The organism is Pseudomonas sp. MWU12-2319 (assembly GCF_023242525.1).
Lineage (GTDB): Bacteria > Pseudomonadota > Gammaproteobacteria > Pseudomonadales > Pseudomonadaceae > Aquipseudomonas > Aquipseudomonas gingeri_D.
This window is the reverse complement of record NZ_JALJES010000005.1, coordinates 105,965-124,025: the sequence shown is the minus strand read 5'-3', so window position 1 is coordinate 124,025 and position 18,061 is coordinate 105,965. Positions and strand designations below refer to the sequence as shown.

The following is an 18,061-nucleotide window of genomic DNA, read 5'->3' as shown; positions in this document are numbered from 1 at the left end:
GAGGAGCGAAACAATGAACAAGTGCACCTTGGCCCTGGCAGTGGCCGTAGGGGTTTTGTCCCAGCAGGCGTACGCCGATGGGCAAGCTGATGCGAAAGGTTTTATCGAAGGCGCTACGTCGACCCTGGGTCTGCGTAACTTCTACATCAACACCGATAACCGTAGCGGCAAGCCCGCTCAGAACCTGAACTCGGAATGGGGCCAAGGCTTCGATCTGCGCTTCAACTCTGGTTACACACAAGGTACCGTAGGTTTCGGCCTTGATGTTATTGCCCTGGAAGGTATTCGTCTGGACACCGGTGGTGGTACCAACGGCGCGAGCAAAACCTCTGCTGGCGGCACGGTATTCCCGACCGAAGCCACCAACGGCAACAATGCCAAGGCAGTCAATGATTTCGGTAGCCTGGGCCTGACCGGTAAAGTCCGCGTTTCGCAGACCGAACTGAAGATCGGTACCCTGCTGCCGAACAACCCGGTGATCAAGTACAACGATGGTCGTCTGCTGCCACAAACCTTCACCGGTGGCCAGATCACTTCGAACGAGATCAAGGATCTGACCCTGACCCTCGGTCAGGTCGAGAAAGCCAAGGGCCGTAACTCGAGCAACGACGAAGATCTGTCGATTGCCGGTGCCAATGCCAGCTCGAACTACTCCCAGGGTACTGCGGGTCGGTTCAGCAACAAGTTCCAGTACGCCGGTGCCGACTACAAGATCACCAAAGACCTGGTCGCTTCGTACTACTTCGGCGAGCTGAAAGATTTCTACTCGCAGAACTTCCTGGGTCTGGTACACAACTGGGCCATCGGTCCGGGCGTGCTGAAAAGCGACCTGCGTTACTATCGTAGCCGCGACAACGGTGCCAACGGTAACACCTCTGCTTACTACACCACTGGTTACTTCCCTGATAACGCACCTGTGACCAAGGGCAAGGTCGATAATGACCTGTACAGCTACCTGGCCCTGTACTCGGTTTCCGGTCACACCTTCGGCGCTGGTTATCAGTACACCAAAGGCGACAGCGACTTCCCATGGTTGAACCAGGGTGACGGCTCGTCCAACAGCACCATCACCGACATGCAGATCCAGAAGTTCGCCCGTGCTGGCGAGCGTACCTGGCAAGCTCGTTACGCCTATGACTTTGCCAAGGTCGGCGTACCTGGCCTGACCGCCGGTATCATCTACCTGCATGGCGACAATATTCAGAACACCGCAGGCAACCAGAGCGAGTGGGAACGCGATATCAGCCTGTCCTACGTGATTCCTGAAGGCCCCCTCAAGAACCTCGGCTTCGCCTGGAAAAACGCCATGTGGCGTACCAACACCATTGTTGCCTCCAGCGGCGACCAGGACGAAAACCGTCTGATCGTCAGCTACTCGATTCCACTGTTGTAAGCTCCGCTCTTTTGGCGCCCCGCTCGACGCTCTGTCGCGCGGGGCGTTTTTTTGTCTGGCTTTTGGACGCGCCCAGGGGTTCTGTCCGTGCGCGATACCTGCCCTCAAAGCCCTCGGTCGAACAGCCCGGCCGCTGTTCTGTAACCTTCTGGAATGGTGTTCCCAGGCGACTTTCAAGTCCAATGAAATAGTTTTTAAGATTCCCTTCCCGGCGGACTTTCAGACCGCTATCGGTTTTCCGTTCTACCTGTCGCCCTTCCTGCCACACATGCGCGATACTCGCTCTGCATGTTGCACCTGCCTGGGGATATCGATGCCGTTACAACGTCTGCAAAGCCTTTCTGAGGTCGCTGCCGAGCAATGGGATGCGCTGGTACCCGACGGCCAGCCATTCCTCAGCCATGGGTTCCTGAGTGCCTTGGAAGACAGCGGCAGCCTCGGTCCGCACTCGGGCTGGCAGCCGGAGCATCTGTTGCATGTGGAGGACGGTCGTCTGCTGGCGGCCCTGCCGAGTTATCGCAAATGGCATTCCTATGGCGAATATGTGTTCGATCACGGCTGGGCCGAGGCCTGCGAGCGCGCGGGCATCGCCTACTACCCCAAGCTGTTGACCGCCGTACCGTTCAGTCCGGTGGGCGGCGCGCGATTGCTGGCGGCCAAGGCCGAGGACGGTTTCGAGTTGCTGGCCGCCTTGCCGGGTTATCTGGAGATCGAAGAGCTTTCCAGCGCCCATATCAACTTCACCGATGCCCTGGCCGATGCCGCCCTGGGCGAACAACCCGGCTGGCTGCTGCGTTACGGTTGCCAGTTTCATTGGCAGAACCGCGGCTACCGGGATTTCCAGGACTTCCTCGATACCCTGAGTTCGCGCAAGCGCAAGCAGATGCGCAAGGAGCGCGAGCAGGTCGCCGGACAGGGCTTCGATTTCCAATGGCTGGAAGGGCGCGAGTTGAGCGAGGCCCAGTGGGACTTCGTCTACGCCTGTTATGCCAATACCTATGCGGTGCGACGCCAGACGCCCTACCTGACCCGGGAATTCTTCAGCCTGCTGGCCGAGCGCATGCCCGAGTCGATCCGCGTGGTCCTGGCCAAGCAGGGCGGGCGGCCCGTGGCGATGGCTTTCAGCCTGATCGGCGGCGACAGTTTCTACGGACGTTACTGGGGCTGTCTGGCGGAGTTCGACCGGCTGCATTTCGAGACCTGCTTCTACCAGGGCATGGACTACGCCATCGCCCAGGGTTTGCAACGCTTCGATGCCGGTGCCCAGGGCGAGCACAAGTTGATTCGCGGTTTCGAGCCGGTGATCACCCACTCCTGGCATTACCTGCGTCATCCGGGGTTGCGCACGGCGGTGAAGGATTTCCTTGCACAGGAACGGGTGGGCATTCTGGCCTATGCCGAAGAGGCGAAGGCGGCACTGCCTTACCGGCAGGCCTGATGGGGCAACCGCCCCCTTCCGGGGGCGACGGTGACGTTCAATCGATACCGACAAACCCGCCGGTCTGGTGCTGCCACAGGCGTGCATATAGGCCGCCATGGGCCAACAGCTCGGCATGACTGCCGGTTTCGGCGATCCGGCCATTTTCCAGGACCACCAGGCGGTCCATGCGGGCAATGGTCGACAGACGGTGGGCAATGGCGATCACGGTCTTGCCTTCCATCAGGGTTTCCAGGCTTTCCTGGATCGCCGCTTCCACTTCCGAATCCAGGGCCGAGGTCGCTTCGTCCATGATCAGGATCGGCGCGTCCTTGAGCAGGACCCGGGCAATCGCGACGCGCTGGCGCTGGCCACCGGAGAGTTTCACCCCGCGCTCGCCGACATGGGCGTCGAAGCCGGTGCGGCCCTCGGCATCCGACAACAGCGGGATGAACTCATCGGCCCGGGCCTTGCGCACCGCCTCCCAGAGTTCGGCGTCGCTGGCATCGGGTTTGCCGTAGAGCAGGTTGTCGCGGATCGAACGGTGCAGCAGCGAAGTGTCCTGGGTAATCATGCCGATGCGTTCGCGCAGGCTTTCCTGGGCGACTTCGGCAATGTCCTGGCCATCCACCAGGATCCGCCCGCCTTGCAGGTCATAGAGCCGCAGCAGCAGGTTGACCAGGGTCGACTTGCCGGCCCCCGACGGACCGATCAGGCCGATTTTCTCCCCGGGACGAATCGTCAGGTTGAGGTCGCTGATCACCCCGCTGCGTTTGCCGTAGTGGAAGTCCACATGCTCGAAGCGCACCTCGCCCTGGGTGACCCGCAGGCGCGGCGCCTGCTCGCGGTCGGTGACGCTGACCGGTTGGGCGATGGTCTGCAGACCGTCCTGGACCATGCCGATATTTTCGAAAATGCCGTTGACCACCCACATGATCCAACCGGACATGTTGACGATACGGATCACCAGTCCGGTGGCCAGGGCAATGGCGCCGACCGAGATCAGCGACTGGGTCCACAGCCACAGCGCGAGGCCCGTGGTGGTGACGATCAGCAGGCCGTTGAGGCTGGTGATGACGACGTCCATGCTGGTCACCACGCGGGCCGCCAGTTGGGTTTTTTCGGTCTGCTCCACCAGGGCATCACGGGCGTATTGCTGCTCGAAACGGGTGTGGGCAAACAGCTTCAGGGTGGTGATGTTGGTGTAGCCGTCGACGATCCGGCCCATGAGTTTGGAACGGGCTTCGGAGGAAATCACCGAGCGCGCCTTCACCCGTGGCACGAAGTAGTACAGCGCGCCGATGTAGCAGGCGATCCAGATCAGCAGCGGGATCATCAGGCGCCAGTCCGCTTCGACGAACAGCACCAGGGAGCTGATGACGTAGATCAGCACATGCCAGATGGCATCGACGGCCTGGACGGCGGAGTCACGCAGCGAGTTGCCGGTCTGCATGATGCGCTGGGCGATGCGTCCGGCGAAATCGTTCTGGAAGAAGTTGAGGCTCTGCCTGAGTACATAGCTGTGGTTTTGCCAGCGAATCAGGCTGGTCATGCCCGGGCTGATGGTCTGGTGCACCAGCAGGTCGTGCAGGCCGAAGAAGATCGGCCGCAGGATCAGGGCGACCACGGCCATCCACAGCAGTTCGCGGCCATGGACCTGGAAGAATTCGGTATTGGGCGTGCCCTGGGCCAGGTCGATGATCCGGCTCAGGTAGCTGAACAGCGCCACTTCGATCAGCGCGGCGAACAAGCCGACGATCAACAGTGCGGCGAAGCTTGGCCAGACCTGGCGCAGGTAATACAGGTAGAAGGGCAGGACAGTGTTTGGCGGAGCGGCAGTGGGGGCGTCGCGGAAAATATCGATCAGTTGTTCAAAACGACGATAGAGCATGGGTTCTGACGCCCGTCAGGCGGGCTCTCCTTGAAGATGAAGCGGCGCAAGCCACGGGCATCCGGCCTGAAGCTTGCGCCTGCCATTAGTCGATCCGTTTGGCCGACTTGATATACACCGGGTCCGACGGCACGTCCGACATGCCCTGCTTGGTGGTGGTCGGTGAGTTGACGATGATATCGACCACCTCCATGCCCTTGACCACCTTGGCGAAGACCGCATAGCCGGCGTCACGGCCCGGGTCGAGGAAGTCATTGTCCTTCACGTTGATGAAGAATTGGCTGGTGGCCGAGTTCGGGTCCGAGGTCCGCGCCATCGACAAGCTGCCGCGCACGTTGTGCAGGCCGTTGCTGGCTTCGTTCTTGATCGGCGCCTGGGTCGGCTTCTGCGACATTTGCGCGGTGAAACCGCCGCCCTGGACCATGAAGCCCGGAATCACCCGGTGGAAGATGGTGTTGTTATAGAAACCACTGTCCACGTAGGCGAGGAAGTTCTTGGTGCTGATCGGCGCATGCACCGGGTCCAGCTCGATTTCAATGGTGCCGTTGGTGGTCACCAGTTCCACATGGGGCGCCTTGGCGGCATCGGTGGCGGCCATCAGGTTGGCGGCAAAGAGGACGGAGCCGGTGAACAGGGCGATTTTTTTCAGCATGGTTCAGTGATCCTGGGTGGTGGTTTCGACTGCGGTTAGAAACTCAAGCAGGGTTTGGTTGAAGACCTGGGGTTGATCCAGCGGCGTGGCGTGGCGTGAGTCGGCGATCACCACCAGACGCGCATCGGGAATCAGTTTGACATAGCTTTCCTTCAACGCGACCGGTGTGTAGTCATGGTCGGCGCTGACGATCAGGGTTGGACAGGCAATCCGTGAAAGTTGTTCCTGGACACCCCAGCCGACGATGGCGTCGAAGCTGGCGAGATAAGCACGTTTGTCGTTTCTTGCCCAGCGCTCGGTCATCTCGCGCCGCAATTCTGCCTGCTCGGGTTTTGGGAACAGCATCACGCTCAAGGCCTTGCCGATGCGCTTCGGACCCAGCAGCCGGGCCAGGCTCCAGCGCTTGGCCCATTGCAGGTAGTCGCCGGGCTTGCGGACCTTGACTTCGGGCGCGCTGTTAACCACGCACAAGCTCTTGAACATTTGCGGCTGATCCACTGCCAGTTGGAAACTGATCATCCCGCCCATGGACAGGCCCACCAGGTGCGGAGGGTCCAGTTTCAGGTGTTCGATCAGGGCCGTTACATCGGCGCTGAACCCAGCGATGCTGTAGCGCTGGCGAGGCTTGTCGGAGCGACCGTGGCCGCGCATGTCCATGACGATTACCCGGTGCTGCTCTGACAATGCCGGTATCTGCATTTCCCAGTCGAGGGTGCTGGACCCCAGGCCATGTATCAACAGCACCGGTGTGCCCTGGCCGTATTCCTCATAGTGCAGCGTACAACCTTCGTGTTCGAAATAGGCCATCGGTCAACGTCCTGTCAGGCTTGCTGGGGAGCAGCGAAGGGGGCGTCCAGCGGCGCGGTGTCGAAGGTGCGCAGCAGTTCGATGAGAATCTGCGTGGCCGGCCCCAGGGGTTTGTCCTTGTTCGAGTACAGATAGAACGTCGGATGGCGGCTGCCGCCCTGATCCAACGGTAGCACCTTGAGCAGACCTTCCCGGATTTCCCGTTCGATCATGTGCCGCGGCAGCCAGGCAAAGCCCAGGCCGTTGCCGATAAAGGTGGCGGCGGTGGCCAGGCTGCCGACGGTCCAGCGCTGCTCGGCACCGAGCCAGCCGACATCGCGCGGTTGCTGGCGGCCGGAGTCACGGATCACCACCTGCAGCTGGCTTTCCAGGTCCTGGAAGGTCAAGGTGCGTTGCAGGCGGTGCAGGGCGTGTTCCGGGTGGGCGACGGCGACGAATTCCACCGCACTCATCTCGGTGCCCAGGTAACCGGGGATATTGAAGCCACTGATGGCCAGGTCCGCGACGCCTTCGAGGAGGACTTCCTCCACCCCCGACAGCACTTCTTCGCGCAGGCGCACCCGGCAACCGCGGCTTTGCGGCATGAACGCGGTCAGCGCCCGGACCAGACGGGCATTGGGGTAGGCGGCGTCCACCACCAGGCGCACTTCGGCTTCCCAGCCCTGCTCCATATGGTGGGCCAGGTCTTCCAGCTGGCTGGCCTGTTTCACCAGTTGCCGGGAGCGCCGCAGCAGCACGCCGCCGGCCTCGGTGAGCACGGCTTTGCGCCCATCGATGCGCAACAGTGGCACCCCGAGCTGATCCTGCATGCGGGCCACGGTATAGCTGACGGACGACTGCGAACGATGCAGGGCTTCGGCGGCCTGGGCGAAGCCGCCGTGATCGACCACGGCCTGCAGCGTTCGCCATTGATCAAGGGTCACGCGTGGCGCTTTCAAGTTGGGTTCCTCTTGTCCTAAGCTGGCGGTCCCTAATGGAGACCGCCGAATGAGAAAAATCTGTTGTGTGTTGCTGGCCATGCTGCCCTTGACGGCATTCGCCTATCCCATCGAGGTCGAAAAACAACTCAACGGCCTGAGCATCGACTACACGACCTTCGATACCGATACGGATATCGGTTCCATCCAGGTGAACAACTACGGGAAAACCGACGCGTTGTGCACCGTGGTGTTCCGTAACGGCCCCGAGGCCCCACGGACCCGCAAGCTCGATCTGCCGGCCGGGAAGAGCAAGAATGCCAGCGCCAAATTCACCCGCAGCATCATCCGGTTGAGCCTGGGACTGACTTGCGTAGCGAAATGACCCTCCAGGAGCATTCTGCCAAGCATGCTCCGCCTATCAACAAATTTATAGATAGGTTGTAGTCATTTTTTCGGCTTTTTTATCGGCTAAGTGCTGTTTAATCTTCACTCCATCGACTTACAGCCCCTAGCGATGGAGCCTACATCCCATGTCCCGCGTACTGATCATCGAAAGCAGCGCCCGCCAGCAAGACTCGGTTTCCCGCCAGTTGACCCAGCAATTCATCGGTCAATGGCAAGCCGCTCACCCGGCCGATCCGATCACTGTCCGTGATCTGGCAACCGATCCGGTGCCGCATCTGGACAGCCACCTGCTGGGCGGCTGGATGAAACCCGTCGAGCAACGTACGGCCATCGAGAAGGCGGCGCTGGAGCGCTCCAACCAGCTGACCGACGAGCTGCTGGCGGCGGACGTGCTGGTGCTGGCCGCGCCGATGTACAACTTCGCGATCCCGAGCACCCTCAAGGCCTGGCTCGACCATGTGCTGCGGGCCGGCCTGACCTTCAAGTACACCGACACCGGCCCGCAAGGGCTGCTGGTCGGCAAGCGAGCCTATGTCCTGACCGCGCGCGGCGGGTTGTATGCCGGTGGCACCAACGATCATCAGGAACCCTACCTGCGCCAGGTGCTGGCGTTTATCGGTATCCACGACGTCACCTTCATTCATGCCGAAGGCCTGAACATGGGCGGCGACTTCCAGGAAAAAGGCCTGAACCAGGCCAAGGCGCGGATTGCCCAAGTTGCTTGAGGGCTTAATGTTCAGCTAATCGCCGATTGTTTTAGTAGCAACAGTTCTTCAAGTAACCCCTTCAAGTTGTACGCGCAGAACCTCCCTTTGCACTGGTTGCTCCCTGAGTGCATGCAACCCGATCCGGCCGCCCAGCCCGATCGGGTTTTTTTTCGCCTCGGATTCCTTGTGCGGCAGAAAGTCGCTAAGGTCGCGGCCATTCGATGGCAGGCCCGTTCATTTTGTGGGATGGGCGGCAATATGTGAGGGCTTATGGGTTATCTACTTTTCGTCACGCTGCTCCAGGCGTTTTCCTTCAGCCTGATCGGTGAATACCTGGCCGGTCATGTCGACAGCTACTTTGCCGTGCTGGTGCGGGTGCTGCTGGCCGGGCTGGTGTTCATTCCCTTGACCCGCTGGCGCCAGGTGGAGCCGGCGTTCATGCGCGGCATGCTGCTGATCGGCGCCTTGCAGTTCGGCGTCACCTACGTCTGCCTGTACCTGAGCTTCCGGGTGCTGACGGTGCCGGAGGTGCTGCTGTTCACCATCCTTACACCGTTGCACGTGACCCTGATCGAAGATGCCTTGAACCGACGCTTCAATCCCTGGGCCTTGCTCGCGGCACTGGTGGCGGTGGCCGGTGCGGCGGTGATCCGCTACGACCGGATCAATCCGGATTTCTTCATGGGCTTCCTGCTGCTGCAATTGGCCAACTTCACCTATGCCGCCGGACAGGTGCTCTACAAGCACCTGGTGGCGCGTCATCCCAGCGACCTGCCGCATTACCGGCGTTTCGGCTATTTCTACCTGGGCGCGCTGGCGGTGGCATTGCCGGCGTTCCTGTTGTTCGGCAAGACTAATTACCTGCCCGAGGGGCCGCTGCAATGGGGCGTGCTGGTGTTCCTCGGACTGGTCAGCACGGCGCTGGGGATGTACTGGTGGAACAAGGGCGCGTGCCTGGTCAATGGCGCCACGCTGGCGGTGATGAACAACCTGCATGTGCCGGTGGGGCTGCTGATCAACCTGTTGATCTGGAACCAGCATGAACCCTTGGGGCGATTGTTCTTCGGCGGCCTGGTGATTCTTGCGGCAGTCTGGATCAGCCGCCTGGGCGCGCGTCCGCTCAAAGCCTAGAGCGCGTGCTCCTGCGGCTCGGGAATATGGCTGGCGCCCAACAGCGCCGGCAACATCCCGACCCGCAGGTCGTTGCCGCTCGGCTGCTGGTACAGGCTCAGGCCGAACTCCGGCAGCACCGCCAGCAGGTAATCGAAAATATCCCCCTGGATACGTTCGTAGTCGGCCCAGGCGGTGGTGGAGGTGAAGCAGTAGATCTCCAGCGGTACACCCTGGGCCGTGGTCTGCATCTGGCGGACCATGCAGGTCATGTCCGGCTGTACTTCCGGATGACTCTTCAGATACGCCAGGGCGTAGGCGCGAAAGGTCCCCAGGTTGGTCATGCGTCGACGGTTCGCCGCCATCGCCGCGACATTGCCCTGGGCTTCGTTCCAGGCCTTGAGCTCGGCCTGCTTGCGAGCGATATAGTCGGTGAGCAGGCGCACCCGGCTCAGCCGCTGTTCTTCGTCATCGTGGAGGAAACGCACGGCGCCGGCGTCGATAAACAGGCTGCGCTTGATCCGCCGGCCACCGGATTGCTGCATGCCGCGCCAGTTGCGGAACGACTCGGACATCAGCCGCCAGGTCGGGATCGAGACGATGGTCTTGTCGAAATTCTGCACCTTGACCGTGTGCAGGGTGATGTCCACCACATCGCCGTCGGCGCCGACCTGGGGCATCTCGATCCAGTCGCCGACCCGCAGCATGTCGTTGCTGGTCAACTGCACGCTGGCGACGAAGGACAGCAGGGTGTCCTTGTAGACCAACAGGATCACCGCCGACATGGCGCCCAGGCCCGAGAGCAGCAACAGCGGCGAACGGTCGATCAGCGTGGCGACGATCACAATGGCGCCGAATACGAACAGCACCATCTTCGCCAACTGCACATAACCCTTGATCGAGCGCGTGCGCGCATGTTCGGTGCGTGCGTAGATATCCAGCAGGGCATTGAGCAGGGCGCTCATGGCCAGTACCTGGAACAGGAAGGTAAAGGCCAGCGCGACATTGCCGAAGAAGATCAGGCCGTTCTTGCTCAGTTCCGGTACCAGGTGCAGGCCGAACTGGATCACCAGCGAGGGCGTGGTCTGCGCCAGGCGATGGAAGACCTTGTTCTGCAGCAGGTCATTGACCCAGTGCAGCGCCGGCTGGCGCCCGAGCAGACGGGCGGTATGCAGGATCACATAACGCGCCACCCGGCCGAGCACCAGCGCCACGATCAGCAACAAGGCCAGGCCCAGCCCGGTTTGCAGCAGGGGATGTTGATCGAGGGCGCTGAAAAAGTCCTGGGCGCGCAGCCAGAGCTGTTTGATATCCATGGGGGATGACGAATCTTCTGAAGGAAATAACTGGGGGATTAGAGCATTTAACACTTCAAAGATGACTGTTACAGACAAATCCACTCACAAAAACAGAGCTGTTTGTCGCGCTTTTCACAAAGAAACTCGGCCTCGGCGCTCGAAACCGTTACCCTATGCCGCTGATATTTTGTATTTCTTCGAGGTAGCACCCGTGTTTTCCGAATTCGCCCTGCACGAACGCCTGCTCAAAGCCGTGGCCGAGCTTAAATTTGTCGAGCCTACGCCCGTGCAGGCCGCGGCCATTCCACTGGCGTTGCAGGGGCGTGACCTGCGGGTGACGGCGCAAACGGGTAGTGGCAAGACCGCCGCGTTCGTCCTGCCGATCCTCAATCGCCTGATCGGCCCGGCCAAGGTTCGCGTCAGCATCAAGACCCTGATCCTGCTGCCGACCCGTGAGCTGGCCCAGCAGACCATCAAGGAAGTCGAGCGTTTCTCCCAGTTCACTTTCATCAAGTCCGGCCTGATCACCGGTGGTGAAGACTTCAAGGTCCAGGCCGCCATGCTGCGCAAGGTGCCGGATATCCTGATCGGCACCCCGGGGCGGATGATCGAGCAACTGAACGCCGGCAACCTGGACTTGAAAGAAGTCGAAGTGCTGGTGCTCGACGAAGCCGACCGCATGCTCGACATGGGTTTTGCCGAAGACGTGCAGCGCCTGGTGGACGAATGCACCAACCGCCAGCAGACCATGCTGTTCTCCGCCACCACCGGCGGTTCCGGCCTGCGCGACATGATCGCCAAGGTCTTGAACAACCCTGAGCACCTGCAGCTCAATGCGGTCAGCCAGCTGAACGACACCACGCGCCAGCAGATCATCACCGCCGACCACAACCAGCATAAAGAGCAGATCCTCAACTGGTTGCTGGCCAACGAGACCTATCAGAAAGCCATTGTCTTCACCAACACCCGGGCCATGGCCGACCGTATCTACGGCCGCCTGGTGGCTCAGGAATACAAGGCTTTCGTCCTGCACGGCGAGAAGGACCAGAAGGACCGCAAGCTGGCCATCGACCGCCTGAAGCAGGGTGGGGTGAAGATCCTCGTGGCCACCGACGTCGCCGCTCGCGGCCTGGACGTGGACGGCCTGGACATGGTGATCAACTTCGATATGCCGCGCAGCGGCGACGAATACGTGCACCGTATCGGTCGGACCGGGCGTGCCGGTAACGACGGCCTGGCGATCTCGCTGATCTGCCATGGCGACTGGAACCTGATGTCGAGCATCGAGCGCTACCTCAAGCAGAGCTTCGAGCGCCGCACCATCAAGGAAGTCAAGGGCACCTATGGCGGGCCGAAGAAGGTCAAGGCTTCGGGCAAGGCTGTCGGCGTGAAGAAGAAAAAGACCGACGCCAAGGGCGACAAGAAGAAGTCGGCCGCCAAGGCACCGACCAAACGCAAGATCGCCAACCGGCCGAAGACCGATGCCCTGTCGTTGGTCAGCAAGGACGGCATGGCGCCGCTCAAGCGCCGCAAGCCGGAAGCCCCGGCTGCCGAATAACCCGCTATCGGTTGCGTGAAAACGCAGTGAAGCGGTTGCTCTCCCACCAATGCCCCGACTTGTCGGGGCATTGGCGTTTTTGTGGGGCGATGCTTGCGCAGCTGCCCTTCAAATAGTGAAGGGCGGTAGTGGCACTTTGCTAAAAAACGGCAGTCAGATGGGAACTTCAACAACGACGCTCTGGTATTATTTCGCGCTCACGTTGGCAGGATGATGGAGCCCTGGAAGGCTCCGTATAGGGAATATGCTCATGAACTACCTCGAACGCTCCATGTCTGCCTTGCGCTCCATCGGCATCACTTTCCCGGACCAGAATGCTCCCGTGCTGGCACTGCTGGACCAGGTGTCGGTGTATGACGCCACCCGCGTCACCGCCATCGCCGCCACGCTGCAACAGTCCACGGTGTTCAATGCCGTGGTCCGCGACAAGTTGCAGAGCATGGACGTCAGCACCCGTTATGCCGATATCGCCGCCAGCTTCGATTCGATCCAGGCCGATGCCCGGCAGATGATGGAATGGATGGCCGACGGCAAGCTGCAGTTCTCCGAGCGCATCCAACTGGGCTGGATGAATATGCGCCGCGGTTCGATCCCGGATCGCTTCGAGAGCATTCGCAAGAACTACCTGGATGTGGCGAAGTCGGCCAATGAGCAGATACAGCTGGAAACCCTGATTCTCGAAGCCTATCAGGACTATCGCCTGGCGATGAAAACGGCCGAGATAGATGCCTGCGAAGTGCAGAAAATCGCCCAGGCGAAGATGGATAGCGGGCGCCAGGGCCTGACCGAGGCTGGCGCGGCCCTGGAGGGTGCCGAGCTGGAAGCGACCGAACGGGCCAAGCTCGAACTGGCACGGGATGTCGCCTTGCGCGACCTGCAGGACGAGGACAAGCGTTACCAGATCATCACCGATATCGCCGATCAGTTGAAGACCGCCTACAACGCGGCCGAGCTGGTGTTTGCGCGCCTGAGCCAGTACCACAGCGTCAAAGAGCGGCTGTACCAGCGTGCCGTGAGCTTTTTCGCCACCAACGAAATCGTCCTGACCGGCCTGGCGGCGGGCTTTACCTCGTCTGGCGGGCTGGCCGAGGTGACCAACACCCTGAATGCGATGAACCAGGGGATCAACTCCAGCCTGGAGATCCAGGCCAAGGTCGGCGGCGAGCAGTTGAATGCAGCGTTGAAGGCCGGCTATGGCTCGACCCTGAAGGCCAGTTCGGTCAAGGCCCTGGCCGATGCCGTGGTGGATTTCCAGGCCAGCAGCCTGAGCCTGATCCAGGAGTTGCGCAAGGAGTCTTCCGCGGCGGCGGCGGAAATCGAGTCGATCACCGAGGACAGCAAGCGTCGCTTCAGCGCGCTCCTGCAAAAGGGGATCTGAAGTGAGCAACGTTGTTTCCCTCACCGAGCAGATGGGGGCCATGGCGCTGATCGACGAGATGCGTTTCAGCCAGGCCGAACTGCAGAAACAGCTGGACCTCCCCAAGCATCGCCTGCGGGTGGCAGAGCAGATTCGTGAGTTTTACCGGGCCAAGGGCATCGAGGTGGAGGATGCCCTGGTCGAAGAGGGCGTTCGCAACTTCTTCGCCAACCGCCTGACGTATCAGGCTCCGGCAACTTTCGGCTCGATGACCCGGCTGCTGGCACGGGTCTATATCACTCGTGGACGCTGGCTGCTGCCTACGGTAGGTGTCCTGGGAGTTGGGTTGTGGGTGCTGTTGGTTGCGCCGTCGGTCTCGGAGTTTTCTGCTCAGGCGTCGCTGAGCGCAGCACAGGGTCGAGTGGATGAGGCTAGGGCGCTGGTTGCAAGCCATGCCGGGCAGCGTGAGCAGTTGGAAAAGCGTGTCTCCACGCTGAAGGCCGATGGGCTTGTGGCGAATTTGCCGGCGGCGCGGCAGGTATTTGAACAGACCGGGCCGGTGCTGGAGACCGCGCGTGCAGCAGAACGGATCACGCTGCCGGTGCACGTCACGGAACAGAGTTACAAAGAGGACTCCAAGCTGGCCGCCTCGGCGGTCAAGAGCCTGAAGAAGGACAGTGCCGACATGAAGGCACTGGCGACTCAGCTGGATACGCTGAGCGCGCAAACGGACACGATCAGGCCCTGGTTGACGAAGCTGCAGGATGCGCAGGAACAAGTGCGCAAGATGGGCTTGAGCAACGCCGATGCCGGGCAGTTCCAACCGCTGTTTGCCAAGGTCGATCAGGCCGTCAAGGTCATGGATGCGACGGCCGCCGAACAGGGATTGAAGGAGGTTGAGCAACTGCGGGCGATAGCGGCGACACCCTTGACCCTGGAAGTGGTCAGCCGTACCGGCGAGAAGTCGATGGTTGAGCGCAATTTCGATCCGACCGGGGGCAAGTCCTGGTACCTGCTGGCCGAGGCGCTCGACGCCTCGGGCAATGTCGTCCCGTTGCCCATCACCAGTGTCGAGACCGGGGAGCGGCGTTATGCCTCGATATTTGGCGTGCGGGTCAATCAGGCCACCTACCAGGCGGCCAAGAATGACAAGCAGGCGGATGGCCTTGTCGATGATCGCCTGATGGGGAAAAAGGCGGCCAACTCGCTGTCCTTTACGTTCGTCAAAGGACCGGTCAAAACCAAACCTGATTACATCCTGGAGTGGTAATGAACGCGAGCCGCATAGAAGCTTCCATCCGCGACAACTCCCGGAACCTGGAGGCACAGCTGCGCCAACTGCAGCTCGAGTTGTCCGCTGCCCACGATCAGGAGTTGCGCCTGCAGCAGGGGCTCGGCAACGCCTTTCCGCATATCGCCAATTATCAGCTGTCCGGCGGTGCCCCGCTGTCTGTCGAGGTTCAGCGTTTGCTCGACCAGCGCGAGCAGGCGGAGGCCGCTTTGCGTCAGGAGCTGGCGCAGGTGGAGGAGGGCATTGCCGGGCAGTTGCAGGTGATCTCGGGCTTGGCCGAGGCGCTTGAGACCCAGGTGGCGGACCTTGATCAGCAAGTCGAGCAGGACCTCCGGGACCAGCAGCAGGCCGCCTTGATCAGCGAGGCCGACGAGCAGTCCTACAAGGAACTGCGCGATGAATGTCGGCTCAAGCTCCAGGCATTCCAGGCCGACCCGCTTTATGTCTATCTGCGCGACCGCGGATTCGGTACCGAGGGTTATGTCGGTCGGTTTGTCTGGCGCGGGCTGGACCGTTGGGTGGCGCGACTGTGCAATTTCACCCAGAACAGTGCCGCCGAGCGCACGCTGCTGGCCATGCAGCGGGCCAATGAAGCAGTTGGCAAGGAGCGTCAGGCAAATCGGGCGGCCCAGGAGGCCGAGCGCGCGCGGCTGCATCAACGTGCCCTGTCCGCCAGCGATCTGCCGGTCTTGCAAGAGCGTCAGCGGCAAGCGCAGCAGGCGCTGGAAGCGGGCAAGGCGCAGGCCAATGCGCTCCATCAGCGCCTGGCGCCCTACGTCAGCAAGCGTGACGAGGGTTTCGCCAAGGCCTCCGAGCTGTTGTCCCGGCAACTGGCCGAGATGAATGACCTGACCCTGGAGCACCTGGCCGGACAGACCCAGGGTGCGCAGGATGACGAGCTGGTGCGCAGGGTACGTGATCTGCGCGCTGAGCTGGAGGTGTTGCGGTTGCGCGTGCCTTCTCTGGAGCGGCAGTGCCGGGACGCCGAGGCCAGCTATGAGCTGGCCAAGCAACTGGAGCGTACGTTGCAGTCAGGGGGACTCATCAGTTCCCGCTACGACTATCAGAACGTGGATCTTGATGGCTTGCTCGTCGGGTTCATGCGGGGCGCCCTGTCGCTCTCCCAGGTGGTGAGTGAGGTGGACAATAACCGCGAGTTCATCAGGGTTGCTCCCAGCCCGAGCAGCAGTGCCCGTTCGAGCAGCAGTCGGAGCCGCGGTTCGCACAGCAGTTCGGGCAGCTTCTTTGGGGGCGGTTCGTCGGGCGGTTCCAGTTCCGCTAGCTCGTCCGGTTCTTCCAGCTCAGGGAGTGGCGGCGGGTTCTCCACCAGCGACAGTCTCTAGATCGAAAGGTCTGACGGAACAAGGACGGGGCAGCGCAGGCTGCCCCGTGTCGTTTCTCCCGGGCTCGATCGGCCAGGCGTCGGGCGGTTTCCGCCCAATGGTCATCCGTGGGTGCAAACCGGCTGAACCGTCATGGCCGACACTACTCTATCCTTATGCAGGGCTTCTCACTCTCACACGTGAAGGGTTAATCAGGATGACGACTTACAACTGGGAACTGATCGAACGTTTGCTCCATGAGGTGCAGAACAGCGCCGGTCATAGCTTCGCCCCCCGGGCCTACGCCGAGGAGCACGCCACGGCCCAGGCCGCGCAGGGACAGGCGACGGGCAATCTCGATGACCTGAAGGTGCTGGCGGCCGATTACGAACGGCTGCTGCTCAAGCACGACTATATCGAGAGCCGCCCGGAGGACGAGGGCGGTAATGGCGAGAACTTTATCCTTACGCCGCGTGGCTCTGCCCTGTTGAGCCTGCTTGACAGCAGCATTCCCGGCAACGATCACCCTTTGCAGGTACTCGACGAGCAGGTTGATGCGCTGGACCCGGCCACCTTCGATCAGTTGGCCGCCAAGGTGCAGATCGCCTGAGCCCTGGGCCAACAGACGACGGCTTTTGCTCAACCGCCCTGAGCGGTTTTCAGGCATTTGAGCTGCGAGAAGTCCTGGCGCATTTCGTCGATCTTCTTCAGTAGCCGCGTCCGTTGGTCGGCGTTGCTCTCGGCCATCAGCGCCACCAGCAGGCTGCGGGTGGCCTGCTCCGCACGCTCGTGGGCCTGGCGGTACTCGGTGGTCCACAGGCTGTCCTGATCTTGCAGCAGCTGTTCGATCCGTTGCGGGAAGTCCGCGCGCTGGCGCTGTTCGACCGCCTCGCTCAATTGCATCTGCCAGTTCATCCGGTTGGCCACCCATAGCCGGTTCTGTTCCCCGAGGCTGGTGGACCAGGTGGTGATGCGCTGTTGCTGGCTCAGGCTCAATGGCCCCAGCCAGCCCTTGAGGCGCTTGCTCATGCGCTCGGCGCGGTCGCGGATCTGTTCGTCGACGGGCGGGGTCACGTACTCCGCTCGATGTTCACGCTGATCCTTGGCAAAAGCCTGGCTCATCTCGCTTACCTGTTGATCGCTCAGGCCCCGCAGCAACTCGACCGCCGAGGGCGTGACGGTGCGCGTGACCTGGGCAATCGCCTGGCGGGCCTCGGCGGTGCGGGCCTGCACGTTGGCATCGGTGACCTGACGGGTTTCGACCATCTGCTGCACGCGCTCGAGCCAGTCCAGGTAGTCCGGCAGTTGCGTGGTGCAATGCCAGTGCAGGTGCTCCTTGAGGCGTTCGCGGAACCAGTCTTTCTGCCCGCGGTTCATGTCCACGTAGTCGCCGAGGGTCCAGGGAATGATCACATCGAGGTTGCGGTAGGCCAGGCCTGCCCGCGAGCAGGCGCCGATGGTCAGGCTCAGGAGCAGCAACCAGAAGAGGGAGGTCAGCCGGTACGACATGGATGAATCCTGATGGGGACATCTCTCCATGGAACGCTTCTGCGGCCAGTGGTTCAACCGCTCAATGGTTTCCATCGATGACCATGGCGGCTGATACGGGCGCAAGGGGACTTGTGCACGGGTGATCGGCGCGGTATCTGCAATGGGGGCGGGAGTGTTGCTTCAGCCCTGCGCCTTGAGGTTCAAAGCGCAGAGTGGCTTGGGTGTTGCGCGGGGGGAATTACTTTTTGCCGAGGGTGATCTGTTTCGACGGGCCGAAAGTCTGGCCGCTGACGCCTTTGGCAATTTGCTGGATCTCGCCGCCGGATTTCAGGAAAGCCGCAATTTGCTCGTTGATCGAATCGCTGGTTTCAACGGCTGGAGCGGGCTTTGCTTTGCTGTTCGATGCTTTTACGCGCATGGCGGCCATTAACCTGTGTAGATA

At 61.4% G+C, this 18,061-nt stretch carries 17 protein-coding genes; 10 read left to right on the top strand and 7 right to left on the bottom strand.

The window, feature by feature from the left end; translation table 11 throughout:
• The first annotated feature begins 13 nt into the window (after positions 1–13).
• Together M5C01_RS10195 and M5C01_RS10190 are read left to right on the top strand one after the other, a co-directional pair.
• Positions 14–1,393: an OprD family porin gene (locus tag M5C01_RS10195; protein ID WP_152738323.1), complete on the top strand. Its 1,380-nt coding sequence runs from the start codon at positions 14–16 to the stop codon at positions 1,391–1,393.
• Between the two features lie 313 nt (positions 1,394–1,706).
• A complete protein-coding gene (locus M5C01_RS10190; protein WP_152738326.1) occupies positions 1,707–2,831 on the top strand; it encodes a GNAT family N-acetyltransferase in 1,125 nt (374 codons plus the stop codon).
• A gap of 37 nt (positions 2,832–2,868) precedes the next feature.
• Here the strand turns inward: M5C01_RS10190 and M5C01_RS10185 are convergent, their stop codons facing one another.
• The 4 genes from M5C01_RS10185 to M5C01_RS10170 form a co-directional block, all read right to left on the bottom strand.
• Positions 2,869–4,701 (bottom strand): ABC transporter ATP-binding protein, encoded by a 1,833-nt coding sequence (locus tag M5C01_RS10185; protein ID WP_103499812.1) that lies wholly within the window; start codon positions 4,699–4,701, stop codon positions 2,869–2,871.
• Between the two features lie 85 nt (positions 4,702–4,786).
• A complete protein-coding gene (locus M5C01_RS10180) occupies positions 4,787–5,353 on the bottom strand; it encodes a peptidylprolyl isomerase (RefSeq protein WP_103499813.1) in 567 nt (188 codons plus the stop codon).
• A 3-nt stretch (positions 5,354–5,356) separates the two neighbouring features.
• The gene (locus M5C01_RS10175) at positions 5,357–6,160 is read right to left on the bottom strand and encodes an alpha/beta hydrolase (RefSeq protein WP_248764305.1); all 804 of its coding nucleotides are present in this window, start codon (positions 6,158–6,160) and stop codon (positions 5,357–5,359) included.
• A gap of 14 nt (positions 6,161–6,174) precedes the next feature.
• Positions 6,175–7,098: a LysR family transcriptional regulator gene (locus M5C01_RS10170; protein WP_100938915.1), complete on the bottom strand. Its 924-nt coding sequence runs from the start codon at positions 7,096–7,098 to the stop codon at positions 6,175–6,177.
• A gap of 49 nt (positions 7,099–7,147) precedes the next feature.
• Here M5C01_RS10170 and M5C01_RS10165 point away from each other — a divergent pair, with 49 nt between their 5' ends.
• The 3 genes from M5C01_RS10165 to M5C01_RS10155 all read left to right on the top strand — a co-directional run bounded on the left by M5C01_RS10165 (position 7,148) and on the right by M5C01_RS10155 (position 9,323).
• Complete coding sequence (locus tag M5C01_RS10165) at positions 7,148–7,462, top strand: 3-phosphoglycerate kinase (protein ID WP_103499815.1); 315 nt, start codon at positions 7,148–7,150, stop codon at positions 7,460–7,462.
• A 148-nt stretch (positions 7,463–7,610) separates the two neighbouring features.
• On the top strand, positions 7,611–8,210 hold the full coding sequence (locus tag M5C01_RS10160; protein ID WP_103499816.1) for an FMN-dependent NADH-azoreductase: 600 nt from the start codon (positions 7,611–7,613) through the stop codon (positions 8,208–8,210).
• A gap of 252 nt (positions 8,211–8,462) precedes the next feature.
• Positions 8,463–9,323, top strand: a complete 861-nt coding sequence (locus tag M5C01_RS10155; RefSeq protein ID WP_103499817.1) for a carboxylate/amino acid/amine transporter — start codon at positions 8,463–8,465, stop codon at positions 9,321–9,323.
• Here the strand turns inward: M5C01_RS10155 and M5C01_RS10150 are convergent.
• Entirely contained in the window at positions 9,320–10,618 is a 1,299-nt protein-coding gene (locus tag M5C01_RS10150) for a mechanosensitive ion channel family protein (protein WP_152738333.1), read from the bottom strand. The genes M5C01_RS10155 and M5C01_RS10150 overlap by 4 nt on opposite strands.
• A 193-nt stretch (positions 10,619–10,811) precedes the next feature.
• On the opposite strand from M5C01_RS10150, the gene M5C01_RS10145 reads away from it, so the two are divergent.
• From M5C01_RS10145 to M5C01_RS10125, 5 genes are all read left to right on the top strand, one after another.
• Positions 10,812–12,158, top strand: a complete 1,347-nt coding sequence (locus M5C01_RS10145; protein WP_177100033.1) for a DEAD/DEAH box helicase — start codon at positions 10,812–10,814, stop codon at positions 12,156–12,158.
• Between the two features lie 250 nt (positions 12,159–12,408).
• On the top strand, positions 12,409–13,536 hold the full coding sequence (locus M5C01_RS10140; RefSeq protein ID WP_152738339.1) for a merozoite surface protein 3b: 1,128 nt from the start codon (positions 12,409–12,411) through the stop codon (positions 13,534–13,536).
• Between the two features lies 1 nt (position 13,537).
• On the top strand, positions 13,538–14,785 hold the full coding sequence (locus tag M5C01_RS32960; protein ID WP_178129815.1) for a DUF6384 family protein: 1,248 nt from the start codon (positions 13,538–13,540) through the stop codon (positions 14,783–14,785).
• Positions 14,785–16,149 carry a hypothetical protein gene (locus M5C01_RS10130; RefSeq protein ID WP_152738342.1) on the top strand — a complete coding sequence of 455 codons (1,365 nt, stop codon included), beginning with the start codon at positions 14,785–14,787 and terminating at the stop codon, positions 16,147–16,149. Before M5C01_RS32960 ends, M5C01_RS10130 begins: the two co-directional genes overlap by 1 nt.
• A gap of 196 nt (positions 16,150–16,345) precedes the next feature.
• Positions 16,346–16,738, top strand: coding sequence for a transcriptional regulator (locus tag M5C01_RS10125; protein WP_152738345.1), 393 nt, complete (start codon positions 16,346–16,348; stop codon positions 16,736–16,738).
• A gap of 29 nt (positions 16,739–16,767) precedes the next feature.
• Here M5C01_RS10125 and M5C01_RS10120 read toward each other — a convergent pair whose 3' ends face one another.
• Together M5C01_RS10120 and M5C01_RS10115 are read right to left on the bottom strand one after the other, a co-directional pair.
• The gene (locus M5C01_RS10120) at positions 16,768–17,637 is read right to left on the bottom strand and encodes a DUF6279 family lipoprotein (RefSeq protein WP_152738348.1); all 870 of its coding nucleotides are present in this window, start codon (positions 17,635–17,637) and stop codon (positions 16,768–16,770) included.
• A 220-nt stretch (positions 17,638–17,857) separates the two neighbouring features.
• Positions 17,858–18,046 carry a hypothetical protein gene (locus tag M5C01_RS10115; RefSeq protein ID WP_176987101.1) on the bottom strand — a complete coding sequence of 63 codons (189 nt, stop codon included), beginning with the start codon at positions 18,044–18,046 and terminating at the stop codon, positions 17,858–17,860.
• Between the last annotated feature and the right edge of the window lie 15 nt (positions 18,047–18,061).